At 65.4% G+C, this 25,929-nt stretch carries 24 protein-coding genes and 2 riboswitches; of the genes, 6 read left to right on the top strand and 18 right to left on the bottom strand.

The window, feature by feature from the left end; translation table 11 throughout:
• On the top strand, positions 1–306 hold a 306-nt coding region (locus BV908_RS22645; protein ID WP_210434001.1), incomplete at its 5' end, for a hypothetical protein.
• A gap of 37 nt (positions 307–343) precedes the next feature.
• Here the strand turns inward: BV908_RS22645 and BV908_RS19510 are convergent.
• Positions 344–1,351, bottom strand: coding sequence for a D-2-hydroxyacid dehydrogenase family protein (locus BV908_RS19510; RefSeq protein ID WP_103738987.1), 1,008 nt, complete (start codon positions 1,349–1,351; stop codon positions 344–346).
• 217 nt (positions 1,352–1,568) lie between these two features.
• Here BV908_RS19510 and BV908_RS19515 point away from each other — a divergent pair, with 217 nt between their 5' ends.
• The 3 genes from BV908_RS19515 to BV908_RS19525 all read left to right on the top strand — a co-directional run bounded on the left by BV908_RS19515 (position 1,569) and on the right by BV908_RS19525 (position 3,549).
• A complete protein-coding gene (locus BV908_RS19515; protein WP_246867555.1) occupies positions 1,569–2,126 on the top strand; it encodes a hypothetical protein in 558 nt (185 codons plus the stop codon).
• Positions 2,127–2,261: 135 nt separating this feature from the next.
• Positions 2,262–3,014: a 2OG-Fe dioxygenase family protein gene (locus BV908_RS19520; protein WP_103738979.1), complete on the top strand. Its 753-nt coding sequence runs from the start codon at positions 2,262–2,264 to the stop codon at positions 3,012–3,014.
• Between the two features lie 94 nt (positions 3,015–3,108).
• Positions 3,109–3,549 (top strand): universal stress protein, encoded by a 441-nt coding sequence (locus tag BV908_RS19525; RefSeq protein ID WP_011805178.1) that lies wholly within the window; start codon positions 3,109–3,111, stop codon positions 3,547–3,549.
• A 95-nt stretch (positions 3,550–3,644) separates the two neighbouring features.
• Here the strand turns inward: BV908_RS19525 and BV908_RS19530 are convergent, their stop codons facing one another.
• The 12 genes from BV908_RS19530 to BV908_RS19585 all read right to left on the bottom strand — a co-directional run bounded on the left by BV908_RS19530 (position 3,645) and on the right by BV908_RS19585 (position 18,084).
• Positions 3,645–4,637, bottom strand: a complete 993-nt coding sequence (locus BV908_RS19530) for a tripartite tricarboxylate transporter substrate binding protein (RefSeq protein WP_103738980.1) — start codon at positions 4,635–4,637, stop codon at positions 3,645–3,647.
• Positions 4,638–4,789: 152 nt separating this feature from the next.
• On the bottom strand, positions 4,790–5,974 hold the full coding sequence (gene bktB, locus BV908_RS19535) for a beta-ketothiolase BktB (RefSeq protein WP_011805180.1): 1,185 nt from the start codon (positions 5,972–5,974) through the stop codon (positions 4,790–4,792).
• Positions 5,975–6,083: 109 nt separating this feature from the next.
• Positions 6,084–6,866 carry an SDR family NAD(P)-dependent oxidoreductase gene (locus tag BV908_RS19540; protein ID WP_103738981.1) on the bottom strand — a complete coding sequence of 261 codons (783 nt, stop codon included), beginning with the start codon at positions 6,864–6,866 and terminating at the stop codon, positions 6,084–6,086.
• A gap of 31 nt (positions 6,867–6,897) precedes the next feature.
• Positions 6,898–7,566, bottom strand: coding sequence for an RluA family pseudouridine synthase (locus BV908_RS19545; RefSeq protein WP_011805182.1), 669 nt, complete (start codon positions 7,564–7,566; stop codon positions 6,898–6,900).
• Between the two features lie 55 nt (positions 7,567–7,621).
• Positions 7,622–9,784, bottom strand: coding sequence for an ATP-binding protein (locus tag BV908_RS19550; protein ID WP_103738982.1), 2,163 nt, complete (start codon positions 9,782–9,784; stop codon positions 7,622–7,624).
• 75 nt (positions 9,785–9,859) lie between these two features.
• Entirely contained in the window at positions 9,860–10,261 is a 402-nt protein-coding gene (locus BV908_RS19555) for an FKBP-type peptidyl-prolyl cis-trans isomerase (protein WP_103738983.1), read from the bottom strand.
• Between the two features lie 70 nt (positions 10,262–10,331).
• Positions 10,332–13,226 carry an aminomethyl-transferring glycine dehydrogenase gene (gcvP, locus tag BV908_RS19560; RefSeq protein ID WP_103738984.1) on the bottom strand — a complete coding sequence of 965 codons (2,895 nt, stop codon included), beginning with the start codon at positions 13,224–13,226 and terminating at the stop codon, positions 10,332–10,334.
• A gap of 68 nt (positions 13,227–13,294) precedes the next feature.
• Positions 13,295–13,669, bottom strand: a complete 375-nt coding sequence (gene gcvH / locus BV908_RS19565) for a glycine cleavage system protein GcvH (RefSeq protein WP_011805186.1) — start codon at positions 13,667–13,669, stop codon at positions 13,295–13,297.
• 103 nt (positions 13,670–13,772) lie between these two features.
• The gene (gene gcvT, locus BV908_RS19570) at positions 13,773–14,903 is read right to left on the bottom strand and encodes a glycine cleavage system aminomethyltransferase GcvT (RefSeq protein ID WP_011805187.1); all 1,131 of its coding nucleotides are present in this window, start codon (positions 14,901–14,903) and stop codon (positions 13,773–13,775) included.
• 44 nt (positions 14,904–14,947) lie between these two features.
• Positions 14,948–15,062, bottom strand: a riboswitch (glycine riboswitch).
• A gap of 19 nt (positions 15,063–15,081) precedes the next feature.
• Positions 15,082–15,174: riboswitch (glycine riboswitch) on the bottom strand.
• 6 nt (positions 15,175–15,180) lie between these two features.
• Positions 15,181–16,458: a TRAP transporter large permease gene (locus BV908_RS19575; protein WP_011805188.1), complete on the bottom strand. Its 1,278-nt coding sequence runs from the start codon at positions 16,456–16,458 to the stop codon at positions 15,181–15,183.
• Between the two features lie 82 nt (positions 16,459–16,540).
• Positions 16,541–17,035: a TRAP transporter small permease gene (locus tag BV908_RS19580; protein ID WP_015913282.1), complete on the bottom strand. Its 495-nt coding sequence runs from the start codon at positions 17,033–17,035 to the stop codon at positions 16,541–16,543.
• Positions 17,036–17,112: 77 nt separating this feature from the next.
• Positions 17,113–18,084 (bottom strand): TRAP transporter substrate-binding protein, encoded by a 972-nt coding sequence (locus BV908_RS19585; RefSeq protein ID WP_088886820.1) that lies wholly within the window; start codon positions 18,082–18,084, stop codon positions 17,113–17,115.
• A 293-nt stretch (positions 18,085–18,377) separates the two neighbouring features.
• On the opposite strand from BV908_RS19585, the gene BV908_RS19590 reads away from it, so the two are divergent.
• Positions 18,378–18,833 carry an Lrp/AsnC family transcriptional regulator gene (locus BV908_RS19590; protein WP_103738988.1) on the top strand — a complete coding sequence of 152 codons (456 nt, stop codon included), beginning with the start codon at positions 18,378–18,380 and terminating at the stop codon, positions 18,831–18,833.
• A 67-nt stretch (positions 18,834–18,900) separates the two neighbouring features.
• On the opposite strand, the gene BV908_RS19595 is transcribed toward BV908_RS19590, so the two are convergent.
• From BV908_RS19595 to BV908_RS19610, 4 genes are all read right to left on the bottom strand, one after another.
• A complete protein-coding gene (locus BV908_RS19595) occupies positions 18,901–19,695 on the bottom strand; it encodes an ABC transporter ATP-binding protein (RefSeq protein WP_011805195.1) in 795 nt (264 codons plus the stop codon).
• A 16-nt stretch (positions 19,696–19,711) separates the two neighbouring features.
• Positions 19,712–20,599 (bottom strand): ABC transporter permease, encoded by an 888-nt coding sequence (locus BV908_RS19600; RefSeq protein WP_015913285.1) that lies wholly within the window; start codon positions 20,597–20,599, stop codon positions 19,712–19,714.
• A 105-nt stretch (positions 20,600–20,704) separates the two neighbouring features.
• Positions 20,705–21,673, bottom strand: coding sequence for an ABC transporter substrate-binding protein (locus BV908_RS19605; protein WP_103738985.1), 969 nt, complete (start codon positions 21,671–21,673; stop codon positions 20,705–20,707).
• Positions 21,674–21,891: 218 nt separating this feature from the next.
• Complete coding sequence (locus BV908_RS19610; RefSeq protein WP_103738986.1) at positions 21,892–23,598, bottom strand: electron transfer flavoprotein-ubiquinone oxidoreductase; 1,707 nt, start codon at positions 23,596–23,598, stop codon at positions 21,892–21,894.
• A 519-nt stretch (positions 23,599–24,117) separates the two neighbouring features.
• Between BV908_RS19610 and BV908_RS19615 the strand changes: the two genes are divergently transcribed.
• Positions 24,118–25,020, top strand: coding sequence for an MCP four helix bundle domain-containing protein (locus tag BV908_RS19615; protein ID WP_246867556.1), 903 nt, complete (start codon positions 24,118–24,120; stop codon positions 25,018–25,020).
• Here BV908_RS19615 and BV908_RS19625 read toward each other — a convergent pair.
• The coding region (locus BV908_RS19625; RefSeq protein ID WP_103737516.1) for an IS5-like element ISDisp1 family transposase at positions 25,011–25,929 on the bottom strand (919 nt) is incomplete at its 5' end. The genes BV908_RS19615 and BV908_RS19625 overlap by 10 nt on opposite strands.

Here is a 25,929-nt window from a genome sequence, read left to right on the forward strand (position 1 = left end):
CTGGTAGAAATCTTTCGAACCTACTTCAATTATTGCGAGGTCGGCGAAGACGGGAAGACTCCCGCCATGCGGCTCGGATTGGCGAAGGGACCAATTACGGCGGAGGACATCATCTATTACCAACCGCCTTTGCCACCGCGCCGGAGGGCACCGCCCAAACCTGCAGAGCCCAAGCCGCTGCCGCCAGGCGTCTGGCCGGCTGAACTGTTCGACGTCCGAAAAGAAGAACCCCTCCTCACCTTGCGGCGGGAGGGGTCTGAAACGAACCGAGCTGCTGGCTTAGCAACTCCTAGCGAGAACGGCTAGTCCTTGGGGAGCCCTTTCTCTTGATATCAGCAACCGTTCAGCGTCGGACCTGCAGCGCGCCGGGGTTGACGATATTCGAAGGCGTGCCTTTGATGTAATTCACCACGTTGTCAAAGGCGGCTCCGAAATAAAGCTCGTAACTGTCTTGTTCGACGTAGCCGATGTGCGGTGTACAAATACAGTTCTCCAGCCGCAACAGTGCGTGGCCTTGCAAAATGGGCTCGCTTTCAAATACATCCACAGCAGCCATGCCCGGGCGGCCTCTGTTCAATGCGGCGATCAGGGCGTCGGGCTCGATGAGCTCGGCACGTGACGTATTGACGAGAAGGGACGTCGGCCGCATGCACGACAGGTCCTCTAGCGTGATCATGCCCTGCGTTTCCTCGGTCAAACGCACATGCAGTGAAACCACATCGCATTGGGAGAAAAACTCTGCCCGTGTGGCCGCTACCTGTAGGCCGTCGCTCAGTGCCTGGACCCGTGAGGCTTCCCGCCCCCACACGCGCACGTTCATCCCAAAAGCGCGCCCATAACCTGCCACGATCTGCCCGATCCTGCCGTAGCCCCAGATGCCCAGCGTCTTGCCACGCAGGACATTGCCCAACCCGAAGTTAGGCGGCATGGATGCGGCACGCAGGCCCGACTGTTGCCATGCGCCATGCTTGAGGTTGGCGATGTACTGGGGAAGACGGCGCATGGCGGCCATGATGAGAGCCCATGTGAGTTCCGCTGGCGCAACGGGGGAACTCACGCCTTCAGCGACGGCGATTCCCCGCTCGGTGCAGGCAGCAAGGTCAATGTGCGCGCCCACGCGGCCGGTCTGGGCAATCAGCTTCAGGCGCGGCAGCTTGTCCACCAGTTGGCGCGTGATCTGCGTGCGATCGCGGATCAGCACGATGACATCTGCGTCCCGCAAGCGCACCGATAGCTGCCCCAACCCCTTGACGGTGTTCGTGTAGACCTTTGCGGAGTAGGGGTCCAACCGTGCCGCGCAATGCAGCTTGCGCACGGCGTCCTGGTAATCGTCGAGTATTACGATGTTCATCTTGTCCACTTACTGCGCACACAGTGGCGCAGCTTTGTTTCTCTGCAATGGTTCCAACGGAGCGCATTGCCGGTCTCAATGGATCATTGTCGCTGATAAGAAAACCTGTGCAGCGTAGTTCCACCGACAAGCACCAGGCGCATTACCGTGGCGAATACGCTATTGCTTACATTTTTCAGAGAGTATCTGCGCCTTTTTCCCATTTGTGCAGTTACAAATGGCCGTGCATTCCACCAGTTTGTTTTCGGCATTAGCAATCACCATGAAAAACCGCGAGCCTCACTCCCTCTCCTCAACCCTCCAACTGGCCCGCGGTTTGGCTATGGCCTTGGTCGTGGCAGCCTCCGCCGGGGGCGTGGCAGCCCAGACCTACATCAACGCCACGGTGGGCGGGCAAATCGCTCCCGGCGTCTACGGCCGCGTGGATATCGGCAACAGCGCGCCTGCGCTGCTGTACCCGCAGCCGGTGGTGATCGCACCTCCCGCGGTGTATGTTCCCCGTTCGCCCATCTATATGTATGTTCCTCCGGGCCATGCCAAGAACTGGTCCAAGCACTGCGCGCGCTACTCTGCTTGCGGTCAACCCGTGTATTTCGTGAAGGAACCCCCGCGCCGGCCCGGCAAATTCCGCGATGACCGCGACCGGTTCGATGGCCGTTCGTTTGACGATGGCCGCGGCCACTGGAACGGCCGCGACCGGGACGATGACCATCGCGGCCGTGGGAATGGAAAAGGCAACGGCAACGGCCGAGGCCACGGGCGCGGTGATCGCTGAGGCAGGCGTGAAGCCTGGCATCTGATGGCCGCAGCACGATGAGGGTCCAGGCTTTTCGAGGGAGGCATTTCCCTCCCGAAGTTTTCGAGCCAACACTGCGTGTGCTCGGCGGTGTTGCCTTAAGCTTGTGTGCCTATGGCACATGTGACGTTCTCCCCTCCCTATACACCGCCCTCACAGGTCGTCGCGCAGTTGCGTGACCGGGGTTATGCGGTGCTGCAACCCCGGGACACAGCGACATGGGTGGGATGTGCCTTGAACGATTTGCAGGCCCTGGCGGCCGACTGGTCGGATCTGCCCCCGGATGACTACCTCAAGGACGGAGGACGGTACCGCAGGCGGCGCCACTCCTGCTTCATTGTCGAGGGGCCCGCCGTGAAACAAGCACCGCACCGCGCGCACTGGCAGCCGGTGGAGTACAACGCGCTGCACGGAGGGCTGCAGCGCTGGTTTGCGCCCATGCGTGGCGAAACGGTGGCTCGACCGGTGTGGCGGCAACTCATGCAGGCGGCTGCGGGCCTCTCGCAAGCGATGTGCGGGCAGCCGTCTCAACCCTGCTACATCGAAGCACATCAGTTCCGCATTGACACCGAGGGCGGCATCGGCCGTCCGACACCCGAAGGCGCGCACCGCGACGGCGTGGACCTGGTGGCGGTGTTCCTGGTAAGCCGCCAAGGCATCAAGGGTGGAGAGACCCGCATCTTCGAAGCCACGGGCCCGAATGGACAGCGGTTTACCTTGAGCGAGCCCTGGTCCGTCATGCTGCTGGACGATGCGCGCATGATCCATGAAACCACACCCATCCAGCCCACCGAAGATGGCGGCTGGCGCGATACCCTGGTGGTTACCTGCCGGGGCGGTGGCTTTCAAGGGGATGCGTCCCAATAATTGATGCGAATCAAGCCTTGAAGGCCGCGTACGCATCACACTCGTTGTTGTTGCGGGCCTTCCAGGCCTGCCACCCTAACCAAAAGGAGGTTCCATGTTCAAGCACATTCTGATTCCCGTCGATGGCTCTGAGACGTCCATGAAGGCCGTGGCCAAGGCGGCAGCGCTGGCCAAGACCTTCGGCAGCGCCGTGACGGCGCTGTACGTGATCGACCCTTATCCCTTCACGGGGGTGGGCGCCGATTTCGCCTACGGCCAGGCCCAATACCTCAGTGCCGCGACGGCCGAGGCAAACACGGCCCTGGACGCCGCCAAGGCCGCTGTCACCCAGGCAGGGGTCGCCAACGTCAACACCATGGTAGGCGAGGGGCATGCGATCCACGACGGCATCCAGCGCGCCGTCGAGAGCACGGGCGCGGACCTCATCGTGATGGGATCACACGGTCGCCGCGGGCTGGAAAAATTGGTGTTGGGCAGCGTCACACAGCGCGTGCTGGGCGTGGCCCACGTGCCGGTGCTGGTCGTGCGGGATTGACCCGGGGCGTACGTCGCCACACATGAAAACGGCTCGCAACGCGAGCCGTTGTCTTTTCGCGCCCCGGTCACGGAACGGGGCGCTGCGAGCACGGGTTATTCAATCCGTGCACCCGAGGCTTCCACGATACCCTTCCACTGCACGTATTCGTTCTTGAGCAGGGTCGAGAACTGTTCCGGCGACATGGCCTGCGGCTCTGCGCCTTGCGCTTGGATGGCAGCCTTCATGTCCGCGGTGGCGAGCAGCTTGTTGACTTCCGCGTTGAGCGTGTTCACCACGGCTGGCGGCGTGCCTGCCGGCGCCAGCACGCCGTACCAGGTGCTCACGTCAAAGCCCTTGAAGCCGGACTCGGCCACCGTGGGCACGTCGGGCAGCGACGAACTGCGCTTGGCCGAGGTGACCGCCAACGGGCGCAGCTTGCCCGCCTTGATCTGACCCATGGCCGAGGGCAGCGACGAAACCAGCAGTTCCACATTGCCGGCCAAAGCATCCATGAGTGCCGGGTTGGAGCCTTTGTAGGGCACGTGGCTCAGCTTGATGCCGGCAGCTTTCTCGAACAGGTCGCCCGCCAGGTGAATGGAGGTGCCGTTGCCGGGCGAGCCATAAGTGACGGTGCCCGGCGCGGCCTTGGCGGCCGCCACCACGTCGGCCAAAGATTTGTACTTGGAGTTGACACTCGTGGCGATGACCACGGGCGTGTACGCCACGTGGGCCACGGCCGTCAGGTCCTTGGTGGGGTCCCACGGCAGGTTCTTGTACAGCCAGGGGCCGATGACCAGGTTGTCCTTCTGGCCCATGACGATGTCATAGCCTGTGGGAGCGGCCTTCACCGCCTCGGTAATGCCGATGGTGCCGCCAGCCCCCGGCTTGTTGTCGGCCACCACGGTCCATTTGTTGGCTTCCGTCAGCTTGGCGGCGACCAGGCGGGCCAGGATGTCGGTGCCGCCGCCGGGCGGGAAGAGCACGATCAAACGGATGGGCTTGGCGGGATAGGCGCCGGCAGCGGGTGCACTGGTCTGGGCATGGGCGGGCACAGCGCCCAAGGCACAGGCGAGGGTGGCAAGAGAAAGGATATGTCGACGAAGCATGGGGAAAAAGTCTCCTGGAGAACCTGGTATGGAACATGGCGCATCATCTGGCGCGCGCCCGCCTGGATGATGGCCCAGCCATCGTGGGCCGCACGGTGCCGAAGCGCGCGCATGCCATCGCCATCGGCGATGGCGGGGCGGGGCGAGGCGTCTCAGAGGCGCTCGAAAATGGCCGCGATGCCTTGCCCACCGCCGATGCACATGGTCACCAGCGCGTACCGGCCCTGGATGCGCTGCAGTTCGTGCAGTGCCTTCACGGTGATCAGCGCACCGGTGGCGCCGATGGGATGGCCCAGCGAAATGCCCGACCCGTTGGGGTTGACCTTGGCCGGGTCCAGGCCCAGGTCGCGCGTGACGGCGCAGGCCTGCGCGGCAAAGGCCTCGTTGGCCTCGATCACGTCCAGGTCGTTGACCGTGAGGCCTGCCTTCTTGAGCGCCAACTGCGTCGCGGGCACGGGGCCGATGCCCATGTACTTCGGGTCCACGCCCGCATGGGCGTAGGCCACCAAGCGCGCCAAAGGCTTTGCGCCGCGGGCCTGCGCTGCCTTGGCATCCATCAGCACCACAGCGGCAGCCGCATCGTTGATGCCCGAGGCATTGCCTGCCGTCACCGTGCCGTTGTCTTTCGCAAACACGGGCTTGAGCTTGGCCATGTCGTCCAGCGTTGCGCCGGCGCGGAAGTGCTCGTCGGTGGCGTATTGCACCTCGCCCTTCTTGCTCTTGAGGGTGACCGGGACGATCTGGTCCTTGAAGTAGCCCGCTGCCGTGGCACGCTCGGCACGGTTGTGGCTCTCCACGGCCAGGCGGTCCTGGTCTTCGCGCGTGATGCCCCACTTGGCGGCGATGTTCTCGGCCGTCACGCCCATGTGGATGTTGTGGAAGGGGTCGTGCAGGGCGCCGATCATCATGTCGATCATCTTGAAGTCGCCCATGCGCGCGCCCCAGCGGCTTGCAAGGCTCGCGTAGGGTGCGCGGCTCATCACCTCCGCGCCGCCGCCGATGGCCACGTCGGCATCGCCCAGCTGGATGGTCTGTGCGGCCGACACGATGGCCTGCAAGCCCGAGCCGCACAGGCGGTTCACGTTGAACGCGGGCGTGCCCTCGGCGCAGCCGCCCTGGATGGCCGCCACGCGCGAGAGGTACATGTCCTTGGGCTCGGTGTTCACCACGTGGCCAAACACCACATGGCCGACGTCCTTGCCGTCCACTTGCGCGCGAGCCAGCGACGCGCGCACCACGAGCGCGCCCAGCTCGGTGGGCGGAACGTCCTTCAGGCTACCGCCAAAGGTGCCAATGGCGGTGCGCACGGCACTGACTACGACGACGTCACGGGACATGGTTTTCTCCTGTAATGGTTTTAAATGAAATCAGGCTCTAGCGCTTATTGGATAAGCGCTAGCAGCTACAAAATGCATAGTAATGGTTGCACTGCGCCGGGGCACGGCATCAGGCCTCGCGCACGTCGGCCACGGGGTTGGCGCCGAAGTCTGTACGCTGCAGCCAGGCGAGCACGCGGGCAGCCGCGGCGTCTGGCGAGGTGAGCATGCCGCCCGTCTTGAGGGCGGCGAAGTTCTGCACATCCGGAAAGTCGGCCGGGTTGGCGCCGCGCAGCTGGATCTGCATGTCGGTGTCGATCACACCGGGAGCCAGCGAGCATACCTTGGCGCCGTGGTGCTTGGCGGCTTCGTCCAGCGCCAGGCACCGCGTGAAATGGTCCATGCCGGCCTTGGCCGCGCAGTAGCCCGACTGGGACGCCATGGCGCGACGCCCCAGCCCCGAAGAGATGTTCAGTACCTTGCGCACCACGGAGTGGGGCGGTGCAGCCCAGCCTTCGGTCGCGCCCAGGAAGGCGGCCGTCAGCAGCATCGGCGCCTCCAGACCCACGCGCAGCGCGTTGGACAGCTCGGCCATGTCCTGCGGGCTGGCGCATGCCGACAGCGGTGCGATGCGCGGGATCACGCCGGCGTTGTTGATCAGCGTGGCGCTGGCGTACCGGCTGGCAGGCTGCGTGGCCAGCCATTCGCGCAGGCGTTGAGCGGCCTGCGCAGGCTGGGCCAGGTCCACGCTCCATTGCTCCAGCGTCGCGCCCTGCGGCACGGCCGTGGACAACGGCGCAGAGGTGCTGCGCGCCAGGCTGATCAGCGTGTTGCCGGGTTTCAGCAACTGGTGTGCCATGGCCAGGCCCATGCCGCGCGAGCCGCCGGTGAGGATGTAGAGGTGTTGCGTCATGCGGGCATGGTAACGGCCACGCACGCGGCGATCAAAACGGCGGTGCCGAGGCAAACGCGCACCAGCCACCCTGCAGCGGGTGCGCGAACTCCAGCACGCAGGCGTGCAGCAACAGGCGCGGTGCGCGGGCTTGTACCGACGCATCGGCATAGAGCTGGTCGCCCAGGATGGGGTGGCCCAGTGCCGCCAGGTGCACGCGCAGCTGGTGCGTGCGACCGGTGACGGGTTCCAGCTCCACGGAGGTGGTGTCGCGGGCGGCGTCGTGCGCCAGCACGCGCCAACGCGTGAGGCTGGGCTGGCCGTGCGTGGCATCCACCACGCGCAGCGGGCGGCGTTCCCAGTCCGCCGCGATGGGCAGCGCGATCTCGCCCCAGCCGTCCGCGTGCGCAGGGTCGGGCGGCGGCATGCGGCCCGCCACCACGGCGCGGTAGCGCTTGTGCACCAGCCGCTGGGCGAAGCTGTGGCTGAGGGCCCGCTGCATCGCGGCGCCCCGCGCCATGAGCACAAGTCCCGACGTGGGCTGGTCCAGCCGGTGCACGATGAGCGCGTCGGGCCACAGCGCCTGGGCACGCGTACTCAAGGCATCCTGCTTGTCGGGGCCCCGTCCGGGCACGCACAGCAATCCCGAGGGCTTGTCCAGCACCAGCAGCGTGTCGTCCACGTGCACGCTGCGGACGCCCTCTGATGGGCTGGCCGGCATACCCTGCAAAGGTGCATGCGCCCCCGCCGTCTGTACGGCCTGCGGCGCTGTCAACTCAACCGCCATGGGCCAGCCGGTCCACGGTCGCGCACAGCTCTTCCACGTCATCGGGCTTGTGGATCAGCGCGCGTGCGCCTTCGGCCAGCGCGGCCTGTTCGATTTCCGCCGTCACATAGCCGGAGGCCAGGGCCACTGGCAGGTCGCTGCGGATGGTGCGGGCCGCGCGCACGAGATCCAGGCCCGAGTAGCCCGGCATGTTGTAGTCCGTCACCAGCAGGTCGTAGCGCTCGGGGTGGGCCTGCAGGGCGTCTGTGGCTTGGTGCGGGTCGGTGAAACCGCTGACCTCGTAGCCGCGGCGGCGCAGCAGGCGCTGCACCAGAAAGACCAGCGCCTGGTCGTCGTCCACGTACATCACGTGCAGCAGACGGTCTGTTGCCGGCGCCACCGCGGGCGGGCTGGCGGGCGCGACCGGCGCGGGAACTTCCGGCAGGGCGGCGACCATGGAGTACGACGCCACGGGAAAGTACAGCGTGAAGCGGCTGCCCTCGCCGGGTGCGCTGTGCACGTCCACGCCACCACCGTGGGTGCGCATCACGCCGTGCACCACCGCCAGTCCCAGGCCGGTGCCCTGGCCCACGGGCTTGGTGGTGAAGAAGGGTTCGAAGATGCGCGACTGGGTGGCGGCGTCCATGCCCGGGCCGTTGTCATGCACGCGCACGGCCACGTAGTCGCCCGCGCTCAGGCCCAGGCTTTCGCGCATGCGCTGGTCGGGCTGGATCAGCGCAGCATCCACGCGAATGCGGCCACGGCGGCTGCCGATGGCGTGCACGGCGTTGGTGCACAGGTTCAGCACCGCTTGCTCCACCTGCGTGGCATCCGCCAATACGGGGGGCAGGTCGGGGGGGACATGCACGGTCAGCTCGATCTCAGGGGGCAGCGTGACCCTCAGCAGCCGTTCGGTGTCGTGCACCACCTCTGCCAGGGTGACGGCGGCACGCTTGGGCGGCTCGTTGCGGCTGAAGGTGAGGATCTGGCGCACCAGGTCGCGGGCGCGCCGGCCGGCCTTGTCGATCTCCAGCAGGCTTTCGTACATCGGCGTGCCGGGCGGGCAATCGGCTTTGGCCAGCTCCACGTTGCCCAGGATCGCATGCAGGATGTTGTTGAAGTCGTGCGCGATGCCGCCGGCCATGGTGCCGACGGCCTGCATCTTGTGCGACTCGCGCAGTTGTCCCTCCAGCGCGTTGCGGCGGGCTTCTTCGCGCTTGCGGGCCGTGAGGTCGCGGGCAAACACGGTGGTGGTCTCGCCTTCCGCATGGCGCTCGAACGACACGCTGATCTCCACCGCCAGCTCGCGGCCCGATGCCGTGAGCGCCGTCATCTCCCCCAGCGCCGCCTGCGTGGTCAGTTGCGCGAACGCCAGCACCTGCTGGGCCTCGGGCAGAAAACGGCTCAACGGGCTGCCCAGCGCGTCGCTGGTGGCGCACTGGAACAGCATCGCTGCCGTGGGATTGAACACGGTGATGCGCTCGTGCTGGTCCACGCAGATGATCGCGTCGAGCGCGGAGTTGATCACCGCTTCCAGCCGGCGCTCGCTGGTGTGCAGTTGCACGTTGCGCTCCTGCAGCTCCTGTGCGCTGCGCTGCAGGGCCTGGCGTTCGGCCAGCAGCGGCCCCTGGTCGATCACGGCGCACAGAAACTGCGTGAGCGGCGCGTCCTGCTCGGAGCGCGACTCGATGCGCGCGATGTGCAGGTCGCCAGTGATATGGCGGCCCTCGCTGATGTGGAACACAACCTCCGTGGCCTCGGCCGTGCCCACGGCCCGCGCCTGGTCGAAGGCCTCGCGCACACGCGGCGCGTGGCTGTCGCTCACGAAGGGCATCAGTGCCGTCAGGGGGCGGTCCGTCTCGCGCGGTTGGAACGAGCGCTGTGCCATGGAGTTGGCCTGGACCACCATGTCATGCTCGTCCACCACCATGAGCGACAGCGGCACGCTGGAAAACAGGGCCTCGAATCGCTCGGAAGCGCTTTCGGCCGCGGCCTGGCTGTAGCGCAGCACCTGGTTCTGCGCCTCCAGCTCGGCCTGTGAGGCGCGCAGCTGCGCAATCAGCTCGGCCACGTCGCCGCTGGCCCGTTGAGGGCCGCGGCGCTCCGGCTGCTCAGGGGGGGACGAGGCAGGCTCCGCGGCGGGAAACAGCAGGGACAGGTCGGGGCGGCTCATGGGAATCGGGCAATCCGCAGGCCTGCCAGTGTACGCGTCTGCCTGGTGCCCCACAGGCCGGTGCCGCTGCCTCGTTCAGCGGCGCACCGACAGCAGCTCGATCTCGAAATTCAGCGTGGCGTTGGGCGGAATCACGCCGCCCGCGCCGCGCGCGCCATACGCAATCGCCGGCGGGCAGGTCAGCTTGGCCTTACCGCCCGGCTTCATGCGCTGTACGCCTTCGGTCCAGCAGGGGATGACGCGGTTCAGCGGGAACTCGGTCGGCTCGCCGCGCTTGTAGGAGCTGTCGAACTCCTTGCCGTCGGGGAAGGTGCCGCGGTAGTGCACCTTGACGGTGTCGGTGGCCTTGGGTGATTCACCGCTGCCGTCCTTGAGCGACTCATAGACCAGGCCGCTGCCGGTGGTGACGGCAGGGGCCTGCGCCTGGGCTGCGGAGGCGAGGGTGAGCGATGCGAGCAGTGCGAAAAGGGGGCGCATGGGTCAAACGTTCAGAAGCAACAAAGGCCCGATGGTAGGGCCTTTGTGAATGCCTGAGCGGAGAAGGCCGTCAGCCCAGTTCGCTCACCGGAACACAGCTGCAGAACAGGTTGCGATCGCCGTAGACGTTGTCCACACGGCCCACGGGGCTCCAGTACTTGTTCTGCCGCAGGGCGGCAACGGGATAGGCTGCCGCATCGCGCGGGTAGGGGTGCTGCCAGTCGGCTACCAGCAGGCACTCGGCCGTGTGGGGCGCGTTCTTGAGGGGGTTGTCGTCCTGCGGCCAGGTGCCGGCCTCGATCTGGCGGATCTCGCGCCGGATGGCGATCATCGCGTCGATGAAGCGGTCCAGCTCGAACAGCGTCTCGCTCTCGGTGGGCTCCACCATCAGCGTGTTGGGCACAGGGAACGACAGCGTGGGTGCGTGAAAGCCGTAGTCGATCAGGCGTTTGGCCACGTCCTCGGCCATCACGCCGCTGGTGTCCTTCAACTGGCGCAGGTCCAGGATGCACTCGTGGGCCACATGGCCGTTGGCGGAAGCGTACAGCGTGGGATAGTGGTCCTTCAGGCGCGCGCTGATGTAGTTGGCGCTCAAGATCGCTGTCTCGGTCGCGGCCTGCAGACCGTCGGCGCCCATCATGCGGATGTACATCCAGCTGATGGGTAAAACGGCTGCATTGCCCAAGGGAGCTGCGCTGACAGCTCCTGTTTTGGAAGCAATGCCGCCCGTGGCGTGGCCGGGCAGGTAGGGCACGAGGTCCTCCACCACGCACACCGGGCCCACGCCGGGGCCGCCGCCGCCGTGGGGGATGCAGAAGGTCTTGTGCAGGTTCAGGTGGCTCACGTCGCCGCCGAACTCGCCCGGCGCGGCCACGCCGACCAGGGCGTTCATGTTGGCGCCGTCCACATACACGCGCCCGCCGTGGCGATGCACCAGCTCGCACAAGGCCTTCACCTGGGTCTCGAACACGCCATGCGTGCTGGGGTAGGTGATCATCACGCAGGCGAGGTTGGCGCTGTGCTTCTCGCATTGGGCCTGCAGGTCCGCCATGTCCACGTTGCCGTTCTCGTCGCACTTGGTCACCACGACCTGCATGCCCACCATTTGGGCGCTGGCGGGGTTGGTGCCGTGCGCGCTGCTGGGGATCAGGCAGATGTTGCGGTGGGCGTGCCCCTGCGCCGCGTGGTAGGCCTTGATGGCCAGCAGGCCGGCGTATTCGCCCTGGCTGCCTGCGTTGGGCTGCAGGCTGATGCCGGCGTAGCCCGTGGCCTGGCACAGCCAGGCGCGCAGTTGCTCGTCGAGCAGGCGGTAGCCTTCGAGCTGGTCGGCCGGGGCGAACGGGTGCACTTGGGCGAACTCGGGCCAGGTGATGGGGATCATCTCGCTGGTGGCGTTGAGCTTCATGGTGCACGAGCCCAGCGGGATCATGGTGCGGTCCAGCGCCAGGTCCTTGTCGGACAGCTGGCGGATGTAGCGCAGCATGCCGGTTTCGGAATGGTGGGTGTTGAACACCGGGTGCGCCAAGAAGCGGCTGGTGCGCGCCAGGGTGTCGGGGAACAGCGCCGGTGCGCCGGCGGCGTCCATCGCCTCGATGGTGGGCAGTTGCTGGCCGTCCCGCGCAAAGATCTTCCACAGCAGCTCGATATCGGCGCGGGTGGTGGTCTCGTCCAGCGAGATGCACAGGTAGTCATTCCAGGCTTTTCGCAGGTTTGCGCCCATCTGGACTGCGCGAGCAGCTATTGAATCCGTAGCATCCTTGGTGTGCAGGCTGAGTGTGTCGAAGGCCGAGCCATGGTGGCGGCTGGTGAACCCCAGCTGCGCCAGGCCGCGGCTCAGGATGGCGGTGAAGCGCGCCACGCGGCGGGCGATGCGCGTGAGGCCCTCGGGGCCGTGGTACACGGCGTACATGCTGGCGATCACGGCCGGCAGCACCTGGGCCGTGCAGATGTTGCTCGTGGCCTTCTCGCGGCGGATGTGCTGCTCGCGCGTTTGCAGCGCCAGGCGGTAGGCGGGCTTGCCGTGCACGTCCACGCTCACGCCCACCAGGCGGCCGGGCAGGCTGCGCTTGAATTCGTCGCGGCAGGCCATGAAGGCGGCGTGCGGTCCGCCGGCGCCCATGGGCATGCCAAAGCGCTGGGTGGAGCCCACCACGATGTCGGCGTCCCACTCGCCGGGGGCCTTGAGCAGCGTGAGCGCCAGCAGGTCGGTAACGAAGATGGCGGCGGCCTGTTTGGCGTGGATGGCGTCCACGTCGGCCTGCCAGTCCTGCACCCAGCCGCTGCTGGCAGGGTACTGGATGAGGGCGGCGAAGAAGTCGCCGGCCAGGGCCGCCTGCCATTCCTCCTGGGAATTGGCCACCACCACGGTGATGCCGATGGGGGCGGCGCGGGTCTGGATGACTTCGATGGTCTGCGGGTGCGCATCGCCGGCCACGATGAAGACGTCGCTCTTGGACTTGACCGAGCGCTTGGCCAGCGTCATGGCCTCGGCGGCAGCGGTGGCCTCGTCGAGCATGGAGGCGTTGGCGATGGGCATGGCCGTGAGGTCGCACACCATGGTCTGGAAGTTGAGCAGCGCCTCCATGCGGCCCTGGGAGATCTCGGCCTGGTAGGGCGTGTAGGCCGTGTACCAGGCAGGGTTTTCCAGCACGTTGCGCAGGATGACGCCCGGCGTGTGCGTGCCGTAGTAGCCCTGGCCGATGAAGCTCTTGAGGATGCGGTTCTTCGACGCAATGGCCTGGAGTTCAGCCAGCGCTGCGGCCTCGGTGGCCGGCGCGGGCAGGTCCATGGGGCGCTGGCGCGCGATGGAGCGCGGCACGATGGAATCAATGAGCGCGCGGCGCGAAGCCTCGCCGATCACCGACAGCATGTGTGCTTCGTCGGCGGCGTCGATGCCAATGTGGCGGGGCAGGAATTCAGCGGCGTTTTCGAGCGCCGCCAGGGGCAGGGGGGAGGGCATCTGCATGGCGAGGGACCAGTCTCAAGAGCGATGGGGCGGTGCGGCGGCGCCGTGTGCACGGCGCCGCGGGTGCATCAGGCGTTCTGGGCGAAGGCGGTATAGGCCGTTTCGTCCATCAGGCCGGCGAGCTGGCCGGCGTCGCTGAGCTTGACCTTGAAGAACCAGCCGGCGCCCAGCGGGTCGGAGTTGGCCAGGGACGGGTCGGCGCGCAAGGCCTCGTTGACCTCGACGATTTCGCCGGACACGGGCATGTAGACATCGGCAGCGGCCTTGACGGACTCGACCACACCGGCCACGTCGCCCTGGGCAAAGGTGGTGCCCACCGCGGGCAGGTCCACGAACACCACATCGCCCAACGCATCCTGCGCGTGGACGGTGATGCCGACGACGGCCGCGGCCGGGTCGGCTGCGTTGATCCATTCATGGTCTTTGGAAAACTGGATGCTCATGAGGGGCTCCGGGAAGAAGAGGTGGAAGGAAAAGGTTTGAGAGTGGTCAGCCCGCACTGTAGCCGGGCTGACCTGGGCGCGGTGGCAGTTCGCCGTGGTGAATTCAGCCGCGGTAGTAGCGTGTGGGAACAAAGGGCGTGGCAGCCACTTCCATGGGCACGGCCTTGCCGCGCACCATGGCGTTCACACGGGTGCCGGGGGCGGCATGGGCGGGCATTACGTAGGCCAGGGCGATGGGCTTGTCGGCAGTGGGGGCCAGCAGGCCGCTGGTGACTTCGCCGATGCGCTCGCCCGACTCGTTTTGCAACTCGGTGTGCTCACGCACGGGCACGCGCTCCAGCGCCACCAGGGCCACGCGCTTGCGCGTGAGGGTGGCCGGGCTGTCGATCTGGGCCAGCACCTTGTCGGCACCGGGAAAACCGCCAGCGCGCGCGCCGCCTGTACGGCGCACCTTCTGGATGGCCCAGTTCAGGCCGGCTTCGGGCGGGGTGGTGGTGGTGTCGATGTCGTTGCCATACAGGCACAAGCCGGCTTCCAAACGCAGCGAGTTGCGTGCGCCCAGGCCGATGGGCTTGACCTCGGGCTGGGCCAGCAGCGTGCGCGCCAGGGCCTCGGCCTGCGTGGCGGGCACCGAGATCTCGAAGCCGTCCTCTCCGGTGTAGCCGCTGCGCGTCACGAAGCACTGCGCCCCGGCGATGTCGAAATGCCCGCCGGTCATGAACACCAGTTTGTCCACGCCTGGTGCCAGACGCGCGAGCACCGCAGCCGCCTGTGGGCCCTGCAGCGCGAGCAGGGCCTGGTCGGGCATGGGAATCACCTGGCAGCGTTGGCCGATGCGCGCCTGGATGTGGGCAATGTCGCCCACCTTGCAGGCGCCGTTGACGATCACGAAGAGCTCGTCCTGCGCCATGCGGAAGAACATGAGGTCGTCGATGATGCCGCCCTCGTCATTGAGGAGCAGGCCGTAGCGCTGCTTGCCCACGGGCAGGTCGACCACGTCCACGGGCATCAGCGTCTCGAACGCGGCAGCGGCGTCAGGGCCGACCAGCTTGAGCTGCCCCATGTGCGACACATCAAACAGGCCGGCCGCCGTGCGCGTGTGGTGGTGCTCGGCCATCAGGCCCATGGGGTATTGCACGGGCATGGAGTAGCCGGCGAAGGGCACCATGCGGGCGCCCAGTTCGATGTGCAGGGCGTTGAGGGGAGTGGTGAGCAGGTCGGACATGGCGGACATGGCAATGGGCGAAGGCAAATGGTGGAGCGATCTCTCGATCGCCGATTTGCCCCGCTGTCCGCTTTACCTGAGAGATTCACCCCGCCTGCATGGCATGTCACGGGGCTTGCTCCTTCGGTGGGCCGCATGCTGCTGCGGCCTCTCTCCAGCAAGGGAAACACCCGCATCCCTGCGGGCGTGTCGCCAGTCCTTTTGCCTGAGCGTTCGGCTGCTGCCTGCGCCTTCGGCGGCCCGGCCCTGAGGGGCGCGGACTCTCTCCTGACGGGACGGATTCTATCTATTTTGCGTACACGAGATCACGCAGGGCCAATGAAAGCGATGGCACGTAGGTGATGACCAGGAGGCACAGCAGGACCACGCCCACGAACGGCAGCAGGTGGGCGACGATGCGATCCAGAGAGATGCGCGCCACCGTGCACGCCGCGAACAGGTTCACGCCGAAGGGTGGCGTGATCATGCCGAGCGCCAGGTTCACCACCATGATCAGCCCGAAGTGCACCGGGTCCACGCCGAAGTGCTGGGCCACCGGCGCCAGGATCGGCGCCAGCACGATGATGGCGGCGCTGGTCTCGATGAACATGCCGATCACGAACAGCGCGGCATTCACGCCCAGCAGGAACAGCGCGGGCGACTGCAGCACCTCCTGCAGCCAGCGGCCGATGGCGTCCGGCACGCCAGCGCGCGTGATGAGGAAGGCAAACAGGCCCGCATTGGCAATGATGAACATGATCACCGCCGACGAGATGGCCGACTTGCGTAGGATGGCGAACAGGTCCGCGACGCGGATCTCGCGGTAGATCAGCATGCCCACCACCAGCGCGTAGAACACGGCCACGGCAGAGGCCTCGGTGGGCGTGAACACGCCGCCGTAGATGCCGCCCAGGATGATGACTGGCATCAGCAGTGCCCAGCCCGCCTGCAGCAGCGCGCGGCCGAAGGGCATGCGCCCGTCGCCGTCATGCTTGCCCCAGCCCTTGTACTTGCAATACACCCAGACGAACAGCATCAGCGCACCGCTGATCAGGATGCCGGGGCCGAAGCCGGCGATGAACAGCTCGCCGATCGATACCTCGGCCGCCACGCCGTACAGGATCATGGGGATCGACGGCGGGATGATCACACCCAGCTCGGCACTGGTGGCCTGCAGCGCGGCCGCGTAGCTGGTGGGATAACCGTGCTTGATGAGCGCGGGAATCAGGATGGCGCCGATGGCGAACGTGGTCGCCACCGATGACCCTGAGACGGCCGCGAAGATCATGCAGGTGAGCACGCAGGTCATGGGCAAGCCACCCTGCACGCCGCCCACGATGCTCTTGGCAAACTCCACGAGCCGTCGCGAGATGCCGCCGGTCTCCATGAGGTTGCCCGCCAGGATGAAGAACGGAATGGCTGCGAGCGGAAACTTGTTGATGGAGGCGAACATCTCCTTCACGGAGATCAGCATGTTGGCGTTCGCCACCTGGATGCCCAGGATGGAGGCCAGCCCGATGGAGACGGCCACGGAGATGGTGAGCGCGAAGCACAGCACCATGGTGGAGATCATGACCGTGGTCATAGGGCCCCCACGCGCGTCATTTCATGTACCCGCCGCCCCCCGAGGAGGCCGCTCGCTTGCTTGAGGCGGCTCTGCGCGGCGCTCATTGGGCAGTCTCCAGTTCATGGCGCTGCGGGTCGATCAGATTGCCCACGATGCCGAGGATGCTGAACAGCCCACCCACGGGCATGGCCAGATAGGCCCAGAACATGGAAACCGACTCCAGCCCTGCCATCGACTGCACGCCGCCGCGGCGCGCGTAATCCCACCCCCACCAGATGATCACGGCGATGAGCGCCAGCGCTGCCAGGCACACCACCCAGTCCAGCACGCGCCGCAGCGGGCGCGGGCTCCAGCGGTAGAGCACGTCGACGCTGACCATGGCGCCCTGCCGGAATGCCATGGGAATCGCCAGAAACACCATCCAGATCAGGCTGAAGCGGATCAGCACCTCGGTCCACTCGGCCGGCTCTTCGAAAACGAAACGCATCAGGATCTGGAACATGCCGAGCGCCGAGGCCAGCGCCAGCATGGCGCAGGCGCCCCACATGGCGACGGCGGTGCTCCAGCGCTCGCAGGAGAGGAAGAAGGTTTTCATGCGCACTCACGAAAATATGAATAAAAACGCCCGTGGCGCATGATCCACGGGCGGTAGCAGCTACTGAAAAGTGAGCGTCACTTGTAGTTGCGGATCTTGTCGAGGTTGGCCTTGCCGAACTCTTTCTCGAACTGCGCGTTCACGGGCGCGAGCGCGGCGACAAACTTGGACTTGTCCAGATCGTCGATCACCGTCATGCCCTTGGCGCGCAGGTCGGCCACGCCCTTGGCGTCGTCCTCGTCCACGCGAGCGCGGTTGGCCTTGGTGCCCTCCTTGGCGGCGTCGATGAAGGCCTGCTTGTCCGCGGGTGAGAGCTTGTCGAACACCGCCTTGTTCATCACGAAGATGCAGGGCGAGTACACGTGACCCGTCAGCGAGAGGTGTTTTTGTACCTGGTCGAACTTGGCCGAGATGATGACGGGCAGGGGGTTTTCCTGGCCGTCCACCGTGCCCTGCTGCAGGGCTGTGAACACCTCGGGGAAGGCCATGGGCGTGGTGATGATGCCGAAACCCTTGTACGCGGCGATGTGCACCGGGTTCTCCATGGTGCGCATCTTCAGGCCCTTCAAGTCCTCGGGCGTCTTCACGTCGCGCTTGCTGTTGGTCATGTGGCGAAAGCCATTCTCCGCCCAGGCCAGCGCCTTGAAGCCCTTGGCATCGAACTTGGTCAGCAGGTCCTGGCCGATCGGACCGTCGAGCACGGCGCGTGCGTGGGCCTTGTCACGGAACAGGAAGGGCACGTCCAGGATCTTTGTCTCGGGCACGAAGTTGGGCACGGGACCGGTGGAGCTGAAGGCCAACTCCTGTGTGCCCAACTGCACCGCCTCGATGGATTCGCGCTCGCCGCCCAGCGCGCCGTTGTAGAAGGTCTGCACCTTGTAGCGCCCGCCGGTGCGCTTCTCGACCTCCTTGGCAAACGTGTCGATGGCGACGCCCTGGTGGGAGTTCTGCGCCGTCGAGATGCTGATGCGCATTGTGGTTTGTGCCAAGGCCGTTGCGGCCATGCCCAGTGCCAAGCCCAGGCCCAGCGCAAGTTTGGTCAGCTGCATGTTGTCTCCTGTGAATCTGCGGGTGCTGCCGAAAAATTATGGCAATGCAACATGACGCAGGTCATAGGGGTTTGCGCGGGGACTTGAGAAGGCCGCCTTGGCCCGTCTTGCCAAGTCCCCGCCCAGCGGTAACCGGGCGGGGTCTCGTCAATGTCGTGCGCCCCGGTAAGAGCGCCTTGATGGAAAAGAAGTATGCGCCGCGGGTTGTGGATGAATTTGCTGAATTTCTCTATAAAAACCTACATTGAAGAAAAATTTTCTGTGGTATCTAGGTTTCACGAATAATGCAGCACATGGATCGCCTAGACAGAAAAATTCTCTCCGTCCTGCAAGGCAATGCACGCGCCAGCCTGCAAGAGATTGGCGCCGCCGTCGGCCTGAGCCCCTCGCCGTGCTGGGGCCGCATCAAGAAGATGGAGGAGGCCGGCGTGATCGAAGGCTATACCGTGCGCCTGAACCCGCTGGCGCTAGGGCTGGGCGACACGGTGCTGGTCATGGTCACGCTGGACAGCCATTCCGACAACACGCTGGAGAAGTTCGGCGAGGTGCTGGCCAGCATTCCCGAGGTGGTGGAGGCGCACCTGGTGTCGGGCGAGTACGACTACCTGCTGCGCGTGGTGGTCAAGGACACGCGCGACTATGAGCGCCTGCTGCGCGAGAAGCTCTACAAGATCAAGGGCATACGCCACAGCCAGTCGAGCTTCGTGCTGCGCACGCTGAAGAAGGCAGACCTGCCTTTGGGTGTATGAAAGAAAAAAGCTGCTCGCATCCATGAAATGGGCGCGAGCAGCTATCTTTTTCTGAGCGTGATGCAGATCAGCCGAGCAGCAGCGCGTCGTCGGCCAGCTTCTCGCCGCGCACCTTCTCGAACATCTGCAGCAGGTCGGGCACGTCCATACGCGCGCGTTCGTCGCCCGAGACGTCCAGCACCACCTGCCCCTGGTGCAGCATGACGGTGCGCTGGCCTACGTCCAGCGCCTGGCGCATGCTGTGCGTGACCATCATGGTGGTGAGCTGGTTCTCGGCCACGATGCGGGCCGTGAGCTGCAGCACGAAATCGGCCGTGCGTGGGTCCAGCGCGGCGGTGTGCTCGTCCAGCAGCAGGATGCGCGAGGGCTGCAATGCCGCCATGAGCAGGCTCACGGCCTGGCGCTGGCCGCCCGACAGCAGACCGATGCGGTCGGTGAGGCGGTTCTCCAGGCCCAGGCCCAGCGTGGCCAGGCGTTCGCGGAACATGGCGCGTTCAGACTGCTTGACGGCGCCGCGCAGGCCGCGACGCGTGCCGCGCTGCTGGGCCAGGGCCATGTTCTCCTCGATGGTGAGGTCTTCGCAGGTGCCGGCCATAGGGTCCTGGAACACGCGCGCCACGCGGCGGGCGCGCTCCCACACGGGCTGGCGCGTCACGTCCTGGTTGTCGATGGCGATACGGCCGGTGTCCACCGACAGGTCGCCCGAGATGGCATTCAGGAAGGTGGATTTGCCTGCCCCGTTGGAGCCGATGACGGTGACGAACTGGCCCGCCGGGATGTCCAGCGACATGCCGCGCAGCGCGCGCGTTTCGATGGGCGTGCCGGGGTTGAAGGTGATGAAGAGGTCTTGTGCGCTCAGCATGGGGAGAGCCTTCCTTTCAGCGGCCGCGTGCGGCCAGCTTGCGCTTGAGCTGCGGGATGACGAGCGCAATGGTCACGAGCACGGCGGTCACCAGGTTGAGGTCCTGGGCCTTCAGGCCGATGAAGTCGCTGTTGAGCGCCAGCGCGATAAAAAAGCGGTACACGATGGCGCCGATGATCACGGCCAGCGTGGCCAGCACCAGGCGGCGCGAGGGCAAGATGCTCTCGCCCACAATCACGGCGGCCAGGCCGATGACGATGGTGCCGATGCCCATGGAAATGTCCGAGCCGCCCTGCGTCTGCGCGAACAGCGCGCCCGCCAGTGCCACCAGCGCGTTGGATACGGCCATGCCCAGCAGCACCATGGCGCCAGTGTTGATGCCCTGCGCGCGGGCCATGCGCGCGTTGGAGCCGGTGGCTCGGATGGCCAGGCCGCGCTCGGTGGCGAAGAACCAGTCCATGAACAGCTTGGCCGCGATCACGATCACCAGCAGGATCATCGGGCGCGACCAATAGTCGTCCAGGCCCGGCGGCTGGAGCAAGGTGAACAGCGTCTCGTCGTTGATCAGCGGTACGTTGGGGCCGCCCATGATGCGCAGGTTGATGGAGTACAGCGCGATCATCATCAGAATGGACGCCAGCAGGTCCATGATCTTCAGGCGCACGTTCAGCCAGCCCGTGACCAGACCGGCAACAGCCCCTGCAGCGGTGGCGGCCACCGTGGCCACGTAGGGGTTATGGCCGGTGGAAATGAGGATGGCGCAGACCGCGCCGCCCAGCGGGAAGCTGCCGTCCACCGTCAGGTCGGGAAAGCGCAGCAGCCGGAACGAGATGAAGACGCCCAGCGCGACCAGGCTGAAGATCAGGCCGATCTCGACGGCACCCAGCAGGGAAAAGAGTGACATGGACAGTGGCGGATAGAAAACAAAGCAGGAGCCATGGCGCCATGGCTCCTGCGTGGGGTGCCAGTGGCCCGGGCTGCCGTGGCGGCCCGGCCTTGGCGCGAAGGTTTATTGGACCACTTGCGTGGCGGATTTCACCAGCGCGTCGGAGAGCTTCACGCCCTGCTTCTCTGCGGCGCCTGGGTTCACGAACAGTTCCATCTTCGTGCTGACTTCGGGCTTGATGTCGCCGGGCTTTTCGCCCTTGAGCAGGCGCACCACCATGCGGCCGGTCTGTTCGCCCAGGTCGCGGTAGTTGATGCCCAGGGCGGCGATGGCGCCGCGCTTGACGCTGTCGGTGTCGGATGCCACCAGCGGCACCTTGGCCTCCTGGCCGACCTTCACCAGCGACTCGTAGGCCGAGACGACGTTGTTGTCCGTGTTGGTGTAGATCACGTCCACCTTGCCCACCAGGCTGCGCGCGGCGCTGCTCACGTCCACCGAGCGCGGGGCAGAAGCCTCCACCAGCGTCATGCCCATCTTGGGCAACAGTTGCTTGAGTTCCTTGACCACGACGACGGAGTTGGCCTCGCCCGGGTTGTAGACCATGCCCACGCGCTTGGCGCCGGGCACGACCTGCTTGACCAGGTCCATCTGCTTGTCCAGCGCCAGCATGTCGGATACGCCGGTCACGTTGGTCTTGGAGGGTTCCCAGTTCTTCACCAGCTTGGCGGCCACGGGATCCGTCACGGCAGAGAACACCACAGGCACGGTCTTGGTGGCAGCCACTACGGCCTGGGCAGAGGGCGTGGCGATGGCGACGATGGCGTCAGGCTTGTCACCCACGAACTTGCGCGCGATCTGCGCGGCGGTGCCCGTGTTGCCCTGGGCGCTCTGGTATTGCCACTTGAGGTTCTTGCCCTCTTCAAAGCCGGCAGCCTGCAACTGGGCCTTCACGCCGTCGCGGATCGAGTCCAGGGCGGGGTGCTCCACGATGGCGGTCACGGCAACGGACTTTTGCTGCGCATGCGCCACGGGCGCGAGGGCGGCTGCGGCCAGGGCGATAGCGCCCAGGGGCACCCAAGACAAACTCTTCATAACGGTCCACTCTCCAATTGAACGTGCGGTGTTTTCCTGTGTTTGTAATACCAGGCCGGCGCAGGAACCACGCGCGGCCTTGTGGGGAGTCTACCGTTTGCCTGCCGTCCATGGACGGAACGGGCGCTGCGGCACTTTGGGGTCAAAAGTGCCTCTACGGCTTTTCAGTCAAGCGCTAACAGCTATTAAAAATATAGCATTTCGCGGCAGCCCCTTGGTTACATGCCCGAATAGTTCGGACCGCCGCCGCCTTCCGGCGTGACCCAGACGATGTTCTGCGTCGGGTCCTTGATGTCGCAGGTCTTGCAGTGCACGCAGTTCTGGGCGTTGATCTGCAGGCGTTGTGCGCTGCCGCCCTTGGCTTCGTCCGGCACGAACTCATATACGCCGGCTGGGCAGTAGCGCGCCTCGGGGCCGGCGTACTTGGCCAGGTTCACATTCACCGGCACGCTGGCGTCCTTGAGCGTCAGATGCGCGGGCTGGTCCTCGGCGTGGTTGGTGTTGCTGATGAACACGCTGGACAGGCGGTCGAAGGTCAGCTTGCCATCCGGCCTGGGATACACGATGGGCTTGCACTCGGCCGCGGGCTTCAGGTAGGCGTGGTCGGGCTTGTCGCGGTGCAGCGTCCACGGAATGTGGCCCTTGAGCACGAACTGCTCGATGCCGTTCATCACCGTGGCCGTGACCAGGCCCTTCTTGAACCAGGCCTTGAAGTTGCGTGCCTTGTTCAGTTCGGTGTAGAGCCAGCTGCCCTCGAAGGCCTTGGGATAGGCGGAGAGCTCATCGTGCTGGCGACCGCTTTGAATGGCGTCATATGCCGCCTCGGCGGCCAGCATGCCGGTCTTGATGGCGGCATGGCTGCCCTTGATGCGGCTCACGTTCAGGAAGCCCGCCTCGCAGCCCACCAGCGCGCCGCCCGGGAAGACGAACTTGGGCAGGCTCATCAGGCCGCCGGCCGTGATGGCGCGTGCGCCGTAGCCCAGGCGCTTGGCGGGCTTGATGCCCTTGGCCTCGTCGCCCTCCAGGTACCAGCGGATGTTGGGATGGGTCTTCCAGCGCTGGAATTCCTCGAACGGACTCAGGTAGGGGTTGCTGTAGTCCAGGCCGGTGATGAAGCCCAGCGTGACCTTGTTGTCCTCCAGGTGGTAGAGGAAGGCGCCGCCGTAGGTGCTGTTGTCCATGGGCCAACCGGCGGTGTGCAGCACGAAGCCGGGCTGGTGGCGCTGGGGGTCGATCTCCCACAACTCCTTGATGCCGATGCCGTAGGTCTGGGGGTCGCTCTCCGCGTCCAGCTTGTAGCGGGCGATGACCTGCTTGCCCAGGTGACCACGCGCACCCTCGGCAAAGATGGTGTACTTGGCATGCAATTCCATGCCCAGCTGGAATTCGCTCGTGGGCTCGCCGTCCTTGCCCACCCCCATGTTGCCGGTGGCGACGCCCTTGACGGAGCCGTCTTCGTTGTAGAGCACTTCAGCGGCGGCAAAGCCGGGGAAAATCTCCACGCCCAGGCCTTCCGCCTGTTCAGCCAGCCAGCGCACCACGTTGCCCAGGCTGACGATGTAATTGCCGTGGTTCTGAAAGCACTGAGGCAGCAGGAAATTGGGCGTGCGCAGGGAGGACTTCTCGCCCAGGAACACCATGGCGTCGTCGGTCACGGGCTGGTTCAGCGGCGCGCCCTTGGCCTTCCAGTCGGGGATCAGTTCGGTCAATGCCTTCGGGTCCATGATGGCGCCGGACAGGATGTGCGCGCCCGGCTCGGAGCCTTTTTCGAGCACGACGACAGAAACGTCCTGGCCCTTCTCGGCCGCCAGTTGCTTCAGGCGGATGGCGGTGGCAAGCCCGCCGGGGCCGCCGCCGACGATCACCACGTCATATTCCATGGCTTCCCGGGGACCGTAGGTGCTCAGAATTTCGTCGTTCGTCATGGGTGTCTCTTCTGCTTCGATAGTGGAAAAAGGCAGGGTGCCGGCCTGGGGAGCGATGGCCCTGTGTGGTGACCGATTGTATTCAGGCCGTCGCACAGGAATCGCACGGTCGTTCACTTCTCGCAATACCGTCCAGACACTTCATTTTGTGCAGTGCACAAGCGCAAACGGGGCGTTCGCGTACCTTCGCTTTAAGGGGGAGCGAACTGAAAAACGGCAAGCAATGCCCGCTTTTTCGAATCCCGCATTCCGTAATTTGGCAGCGCTTTCGTTATGTGAAAGTGAAGGCCACGGCAAAACCCGAGTCTGGCACCGCGACGGCCAGCGCTGTGGTGTGGAAACCTGGCTGAAGTTGGATGGGATATGAGGGTAAACACTTAGCTCGAGCAGGGGCATTCTGCGGGAGATGCTTGTTCCGAGCCATTTCCGAATGAAGTCACACTTATTTACATTTGGCGGTTTTTCTTCTCGTGCTTGCTTCACGGACGGTAAGTCAGCCGTTCACGTTCCGAGGGATATATGGAAAACTTTCGTATCGGCACCCGCCTGACGGCTGGGTTTGGCCTGCTCATCCTGTTTGCGGTGCTCATGCTCACAGTGGGGGTGTGGCAGTTGCAGGGAGTGGCCGGGAGCACGCGGCAAATCCTCTCCGTGCCGCTCCAGAAGGAACGGCTGGTGACCGACTGGTACGGAGTGATTCGCGCCAGCATCCAGCGTGCCACTGCTGTCGCGCGCAGCAGCGACGACTCGCTGACGGAGTTGTTCGCCGCAGAGAACGCCGCGTCGAGCAAGGAAACCAACGAACGGCAGGCCCAGTTCGTCAAGCTCATTTCCGGCAGCGAAGAGCAAGCCCTCTTTGACACTCTCAGCGGACACCGTCAGGCATACATCCAGGCCCGTGACGCCATCATCGCCGCCAAGAAGGGCGGGCAGGCAGAGCAGGTGACCACCTTGTTCGAGCGCCAGTTCGTTCCTGCCTCCCGTGGCTATCTGGAAAGCCTGGCGGCGCTGCGCGACTTCCAGCGGGCCAGTATCGATCGCACCGGGCAAGACATCGACAGCAGCGCTACCGCAAGCTCCTGGCTGATGGGCGGCATGGGGCTGGTGGTCCTGGTGGCGGGCATCGGTGTGGCCTGGATTCTTACCCACAGCATCACCGCGCCGTTGGCCCGCGCTGTCCAAGCAACGCAGGCGGTCGCCGCAGGAGACCTCACGCACGCCGTGCACTCCAATGGCCGGGACGAAGGCGCTTGTATCTTTAACAGGCCGTTGAAAAAGTGCTTTTCGAACGCATCAGGGACGCTGAGTGCGAAGACACGAGCTGCCCAGACGCGTCTGCGCAGCGATTGCAACGGCCCATCTGGCCGGTTTGCAGGCCCTCCCGCCCATTTCGGGCGCACGTATCCCTGGGCTCACGCATGATGCGCGTCCCACCAGCCGCCGATGCTGCCCATTCGCACAAGGTTGTAGGTGGCAAAGCACAGCAGCGCCTGGCCCGTGAGCTTGGCCTGACCGATCAGCTTGGTCTTTGCCAGACCACCGACGGTCTTGATCCAGCCAAAGGCCTCTTCGATGCGCTTGCGCACCTTCAGGCTGGTCTTGTAGCCCTCGTGCCGTGTCACTCGCGCATCCACCGCCGAGTGTTTGTCCTTGGCCGCCACGTGGGGCGTGACTTTGAGCTTTCTGCAGCCTTTGATGAAGGCCTTGCTGTCGTAGCCCTTGTCGGCACCGACCGTGGCCCGTTTGTTCCTGTTGCCCCGACGCTCCAACATGGCCAGCGCCGCCTCGCGCTCGGCCGTGCCGCTGGCGTGGGTGATCTCGACATCCACGATCAGCCCGTTGCGGTTCTCCATGAGGATGTGCCCCATGTGGCACAGGCGGGATTTGTCGCCCTGGCTCTTCTTGAACAGCCGGGCATCGGCGTCCGTGGTGCTCTCGTGGGTGTCGTTGCAGCGCTCCTGCCCCTTGAAGTCCACCTCGGGGTTGCGCCCAGGCGGCGTGCCGCTGTCGTCGTCTTTGCGCTTGAAGCTCTTGTGCGAGGCCCAGGCGTCAATGAGCGTGCCGTCCACGCTGAAGTGCTCGTCGCTGGCGAGCTTGCCCCACTGGGCACTGAGCTTGACGCGCTCGAAGAAGGCGCGGGCGAGGTCTTCGTTGAACAGACGTTCGCGGTTGGCGCTGAAAGTGGAGTGGTCCCAGACCTTGTCTTCGATGTTCAGGCCCACGAACCAGCGGTACAGCAGGTTGTAGTTGATCGCTTCGACCAACTGGCGCTCGCTGCGGATGGAGAACAGGATCTGCAGCAGCAAGGCCTTGAGCAGCATCTCCGGTGGC

This window comes from Diaphorobacter sp. LR2014-1, from assembly GCF_002916785.1.
GTDB lineage: Bacteria > Pseudomonadota > Gammaproteobacteria > Burkholderiales > Burkholderiaceae_C > Diaphorobacter > Diaphorobacter nitroreducens.

What these genes read in the sequence shown, in the direction of transcription:
- BV908_RS19510 (WP_103738987.1), bottom strand. Translation starts at nt 1,351, where the DNA reads ATGAACATCGTAATACTCGACGATTACCAGGACGCCGTGCGCAAGCTG.
- BV908_RS19515 (WP_246867555.1), top strand. Translation starts at nt 1,569, where the DNA reads ATGGCCGTGCATTCCACCAGTTTGTTTTCGGCATTAGCAATCACCATG.
- BV908_RS19520 (WP_103738979.1), top strand. Translation starts at nt 2,262, where the DNA reads ATGGCACATGTGACGTTCTCCCCTCCCTATACACCGCCCTCACAGGTC.
- BV908_RS19525 (WP_011805178.1), top strand. Translation starts at nt 3,109, where the DNA reads ATGTTCAAGCACATTCTGATTCCCGTCGATGGCTCTGAGACGTCCATG.
- BV908_RS19530 (WP_103738980.1), bottom strand. Translation starts at nt 4,637, where the DNA reads ATGCTTCGTCGACATATCCTTTCTCTTGCCACCCTCGCCTGTGCCTTG.
- bktB (WP_011805180.1), bottom strand. Translation starts at nt 5,974, where the DNA reads ATGTCCCGTGACGTCGTCGTAGTCAGTGCCGTGCGCACCGCCATTGGC.
- BV908_RS19540 (WP_103738981.1), bottom strand. Translation starts at nt 6,866, where the DNA reads ATGACGCAACACCTCTACATCCTCACCGGCGGCTCGCGCGGCATGGGC.
- BV908_RS19545 (WP_011805182.1), bottom strand. Translation starts at nt 7,566, where the DNA reads ATGCCGGCCAGCCCATCAGAGGGCGTCCGCAGCGTGCACGTGGACGAC.
- BV908_RS19550 (WP_103738982.1), bottom strand. Translation starts at nt 9,784, where the DNA reads ATGAGCCGCCCCGACCTGTCCCTGCTGTTTCCCGCCGCGGAGCCTGCC.
- BV908_RS19555 (WP_103738983.1), bottom strand. Translation starts at nt 10,261, where the DNA reads ATGCGCCCCCTTTTCGCACTGCTCGCATCGCTCACCCTCGCCTCCGCA.
- gcvP (WP_103738984.1), bottom strand. Translation starts at nt 13,226, where the DNA reads ATGCAGATGCCCTCCCCCCTGCCCCTGGCGGCGCTCGAAAACGCCGCT.
- gcvH (WP_011805186.1), bottom strand. Translation starts at nt 13,669, where the DNA reads ATGAGCATCCAGTTTTCCAAAGACCATGAATGGATCAACGCAGCCGAC.
- gcvT (WP_011805187.1), bottom strand. Translation starts at nt 14,903, where the DNA reads ATGTCCGCCATGTCCGACCTGCTCACCACTCCCCTCAACGCCCTGCAC.
- BV908_RS19575 (WP_011805188.1), bottom strand. Translation starts at nt 16,458, where the DNA reads ATGACCACGGTCATGATCTCCACCATGGTGCTGTGCTTCGCGCTCACC.
- BV908_RS19580 (WP_015913282.1), bottom strand. Translation starts at nt 17,035, where the DNA reads ATGAAAACCTTCTTCCTCTCCTGCGAGCGCTGGAGCACCGCCGTCGCC.
- BV908_RS19585 (WP_088886820.1), bottom strand. Translation starts at nt 18,084, where the DNA reads ATGCAGCTGACCAAACTTGCGCTGGGCCTGGGCTTGGCACTGGGCATG.
- BV908_RS19590 (WP_103738988.1), top strand. Translation starts at nt 18,378, where the DNA reads ATGGATCGCCTAGACAGAAAAATTCTCTCCGTCCTGCAAGGCAATGCA.
- BV908_RS19595 (WP_011805195.1), bottom strand. Translation starts at nt 19,695, where the DNA reads ATGCTGAGCGCACAAGACCTCTTCATCACCTTCAACCCCGGCACGCCC.
- BV908_RS19600 (WP_015913285.1), bottom strand. Translation starts at nt 20,599, where the DNA reads ATGTCACTCTTTTCCCTGCTGGGTGCCGTCGAGATCGGCCTGATCTTC.
- BV908_RS19605 (WP_103738985.1), bottom strand. Translation starts at nt 21,673, where the DNA reads ATGAAGAGTTTGTCTTGGGTGCCCCTGGGCGCTATCGCCCTGGCCGCA.
- BV908_RS19610 (WP_103738986.1), bottom strand. Translation starts at nt 23,598, where the DNA reads ATGACGAACGACGAAATTCTGAGCACCTACGGTCCCCGGGAAGCCATG.
- BV908_RS19615 (WP_246867556.1), top strand. Translation starts at nt 24,118, where the DNA reads ATGGAAAACTTTCGTATCGGCACCCGCCTGACGGCTGGGTTTGGCCTG.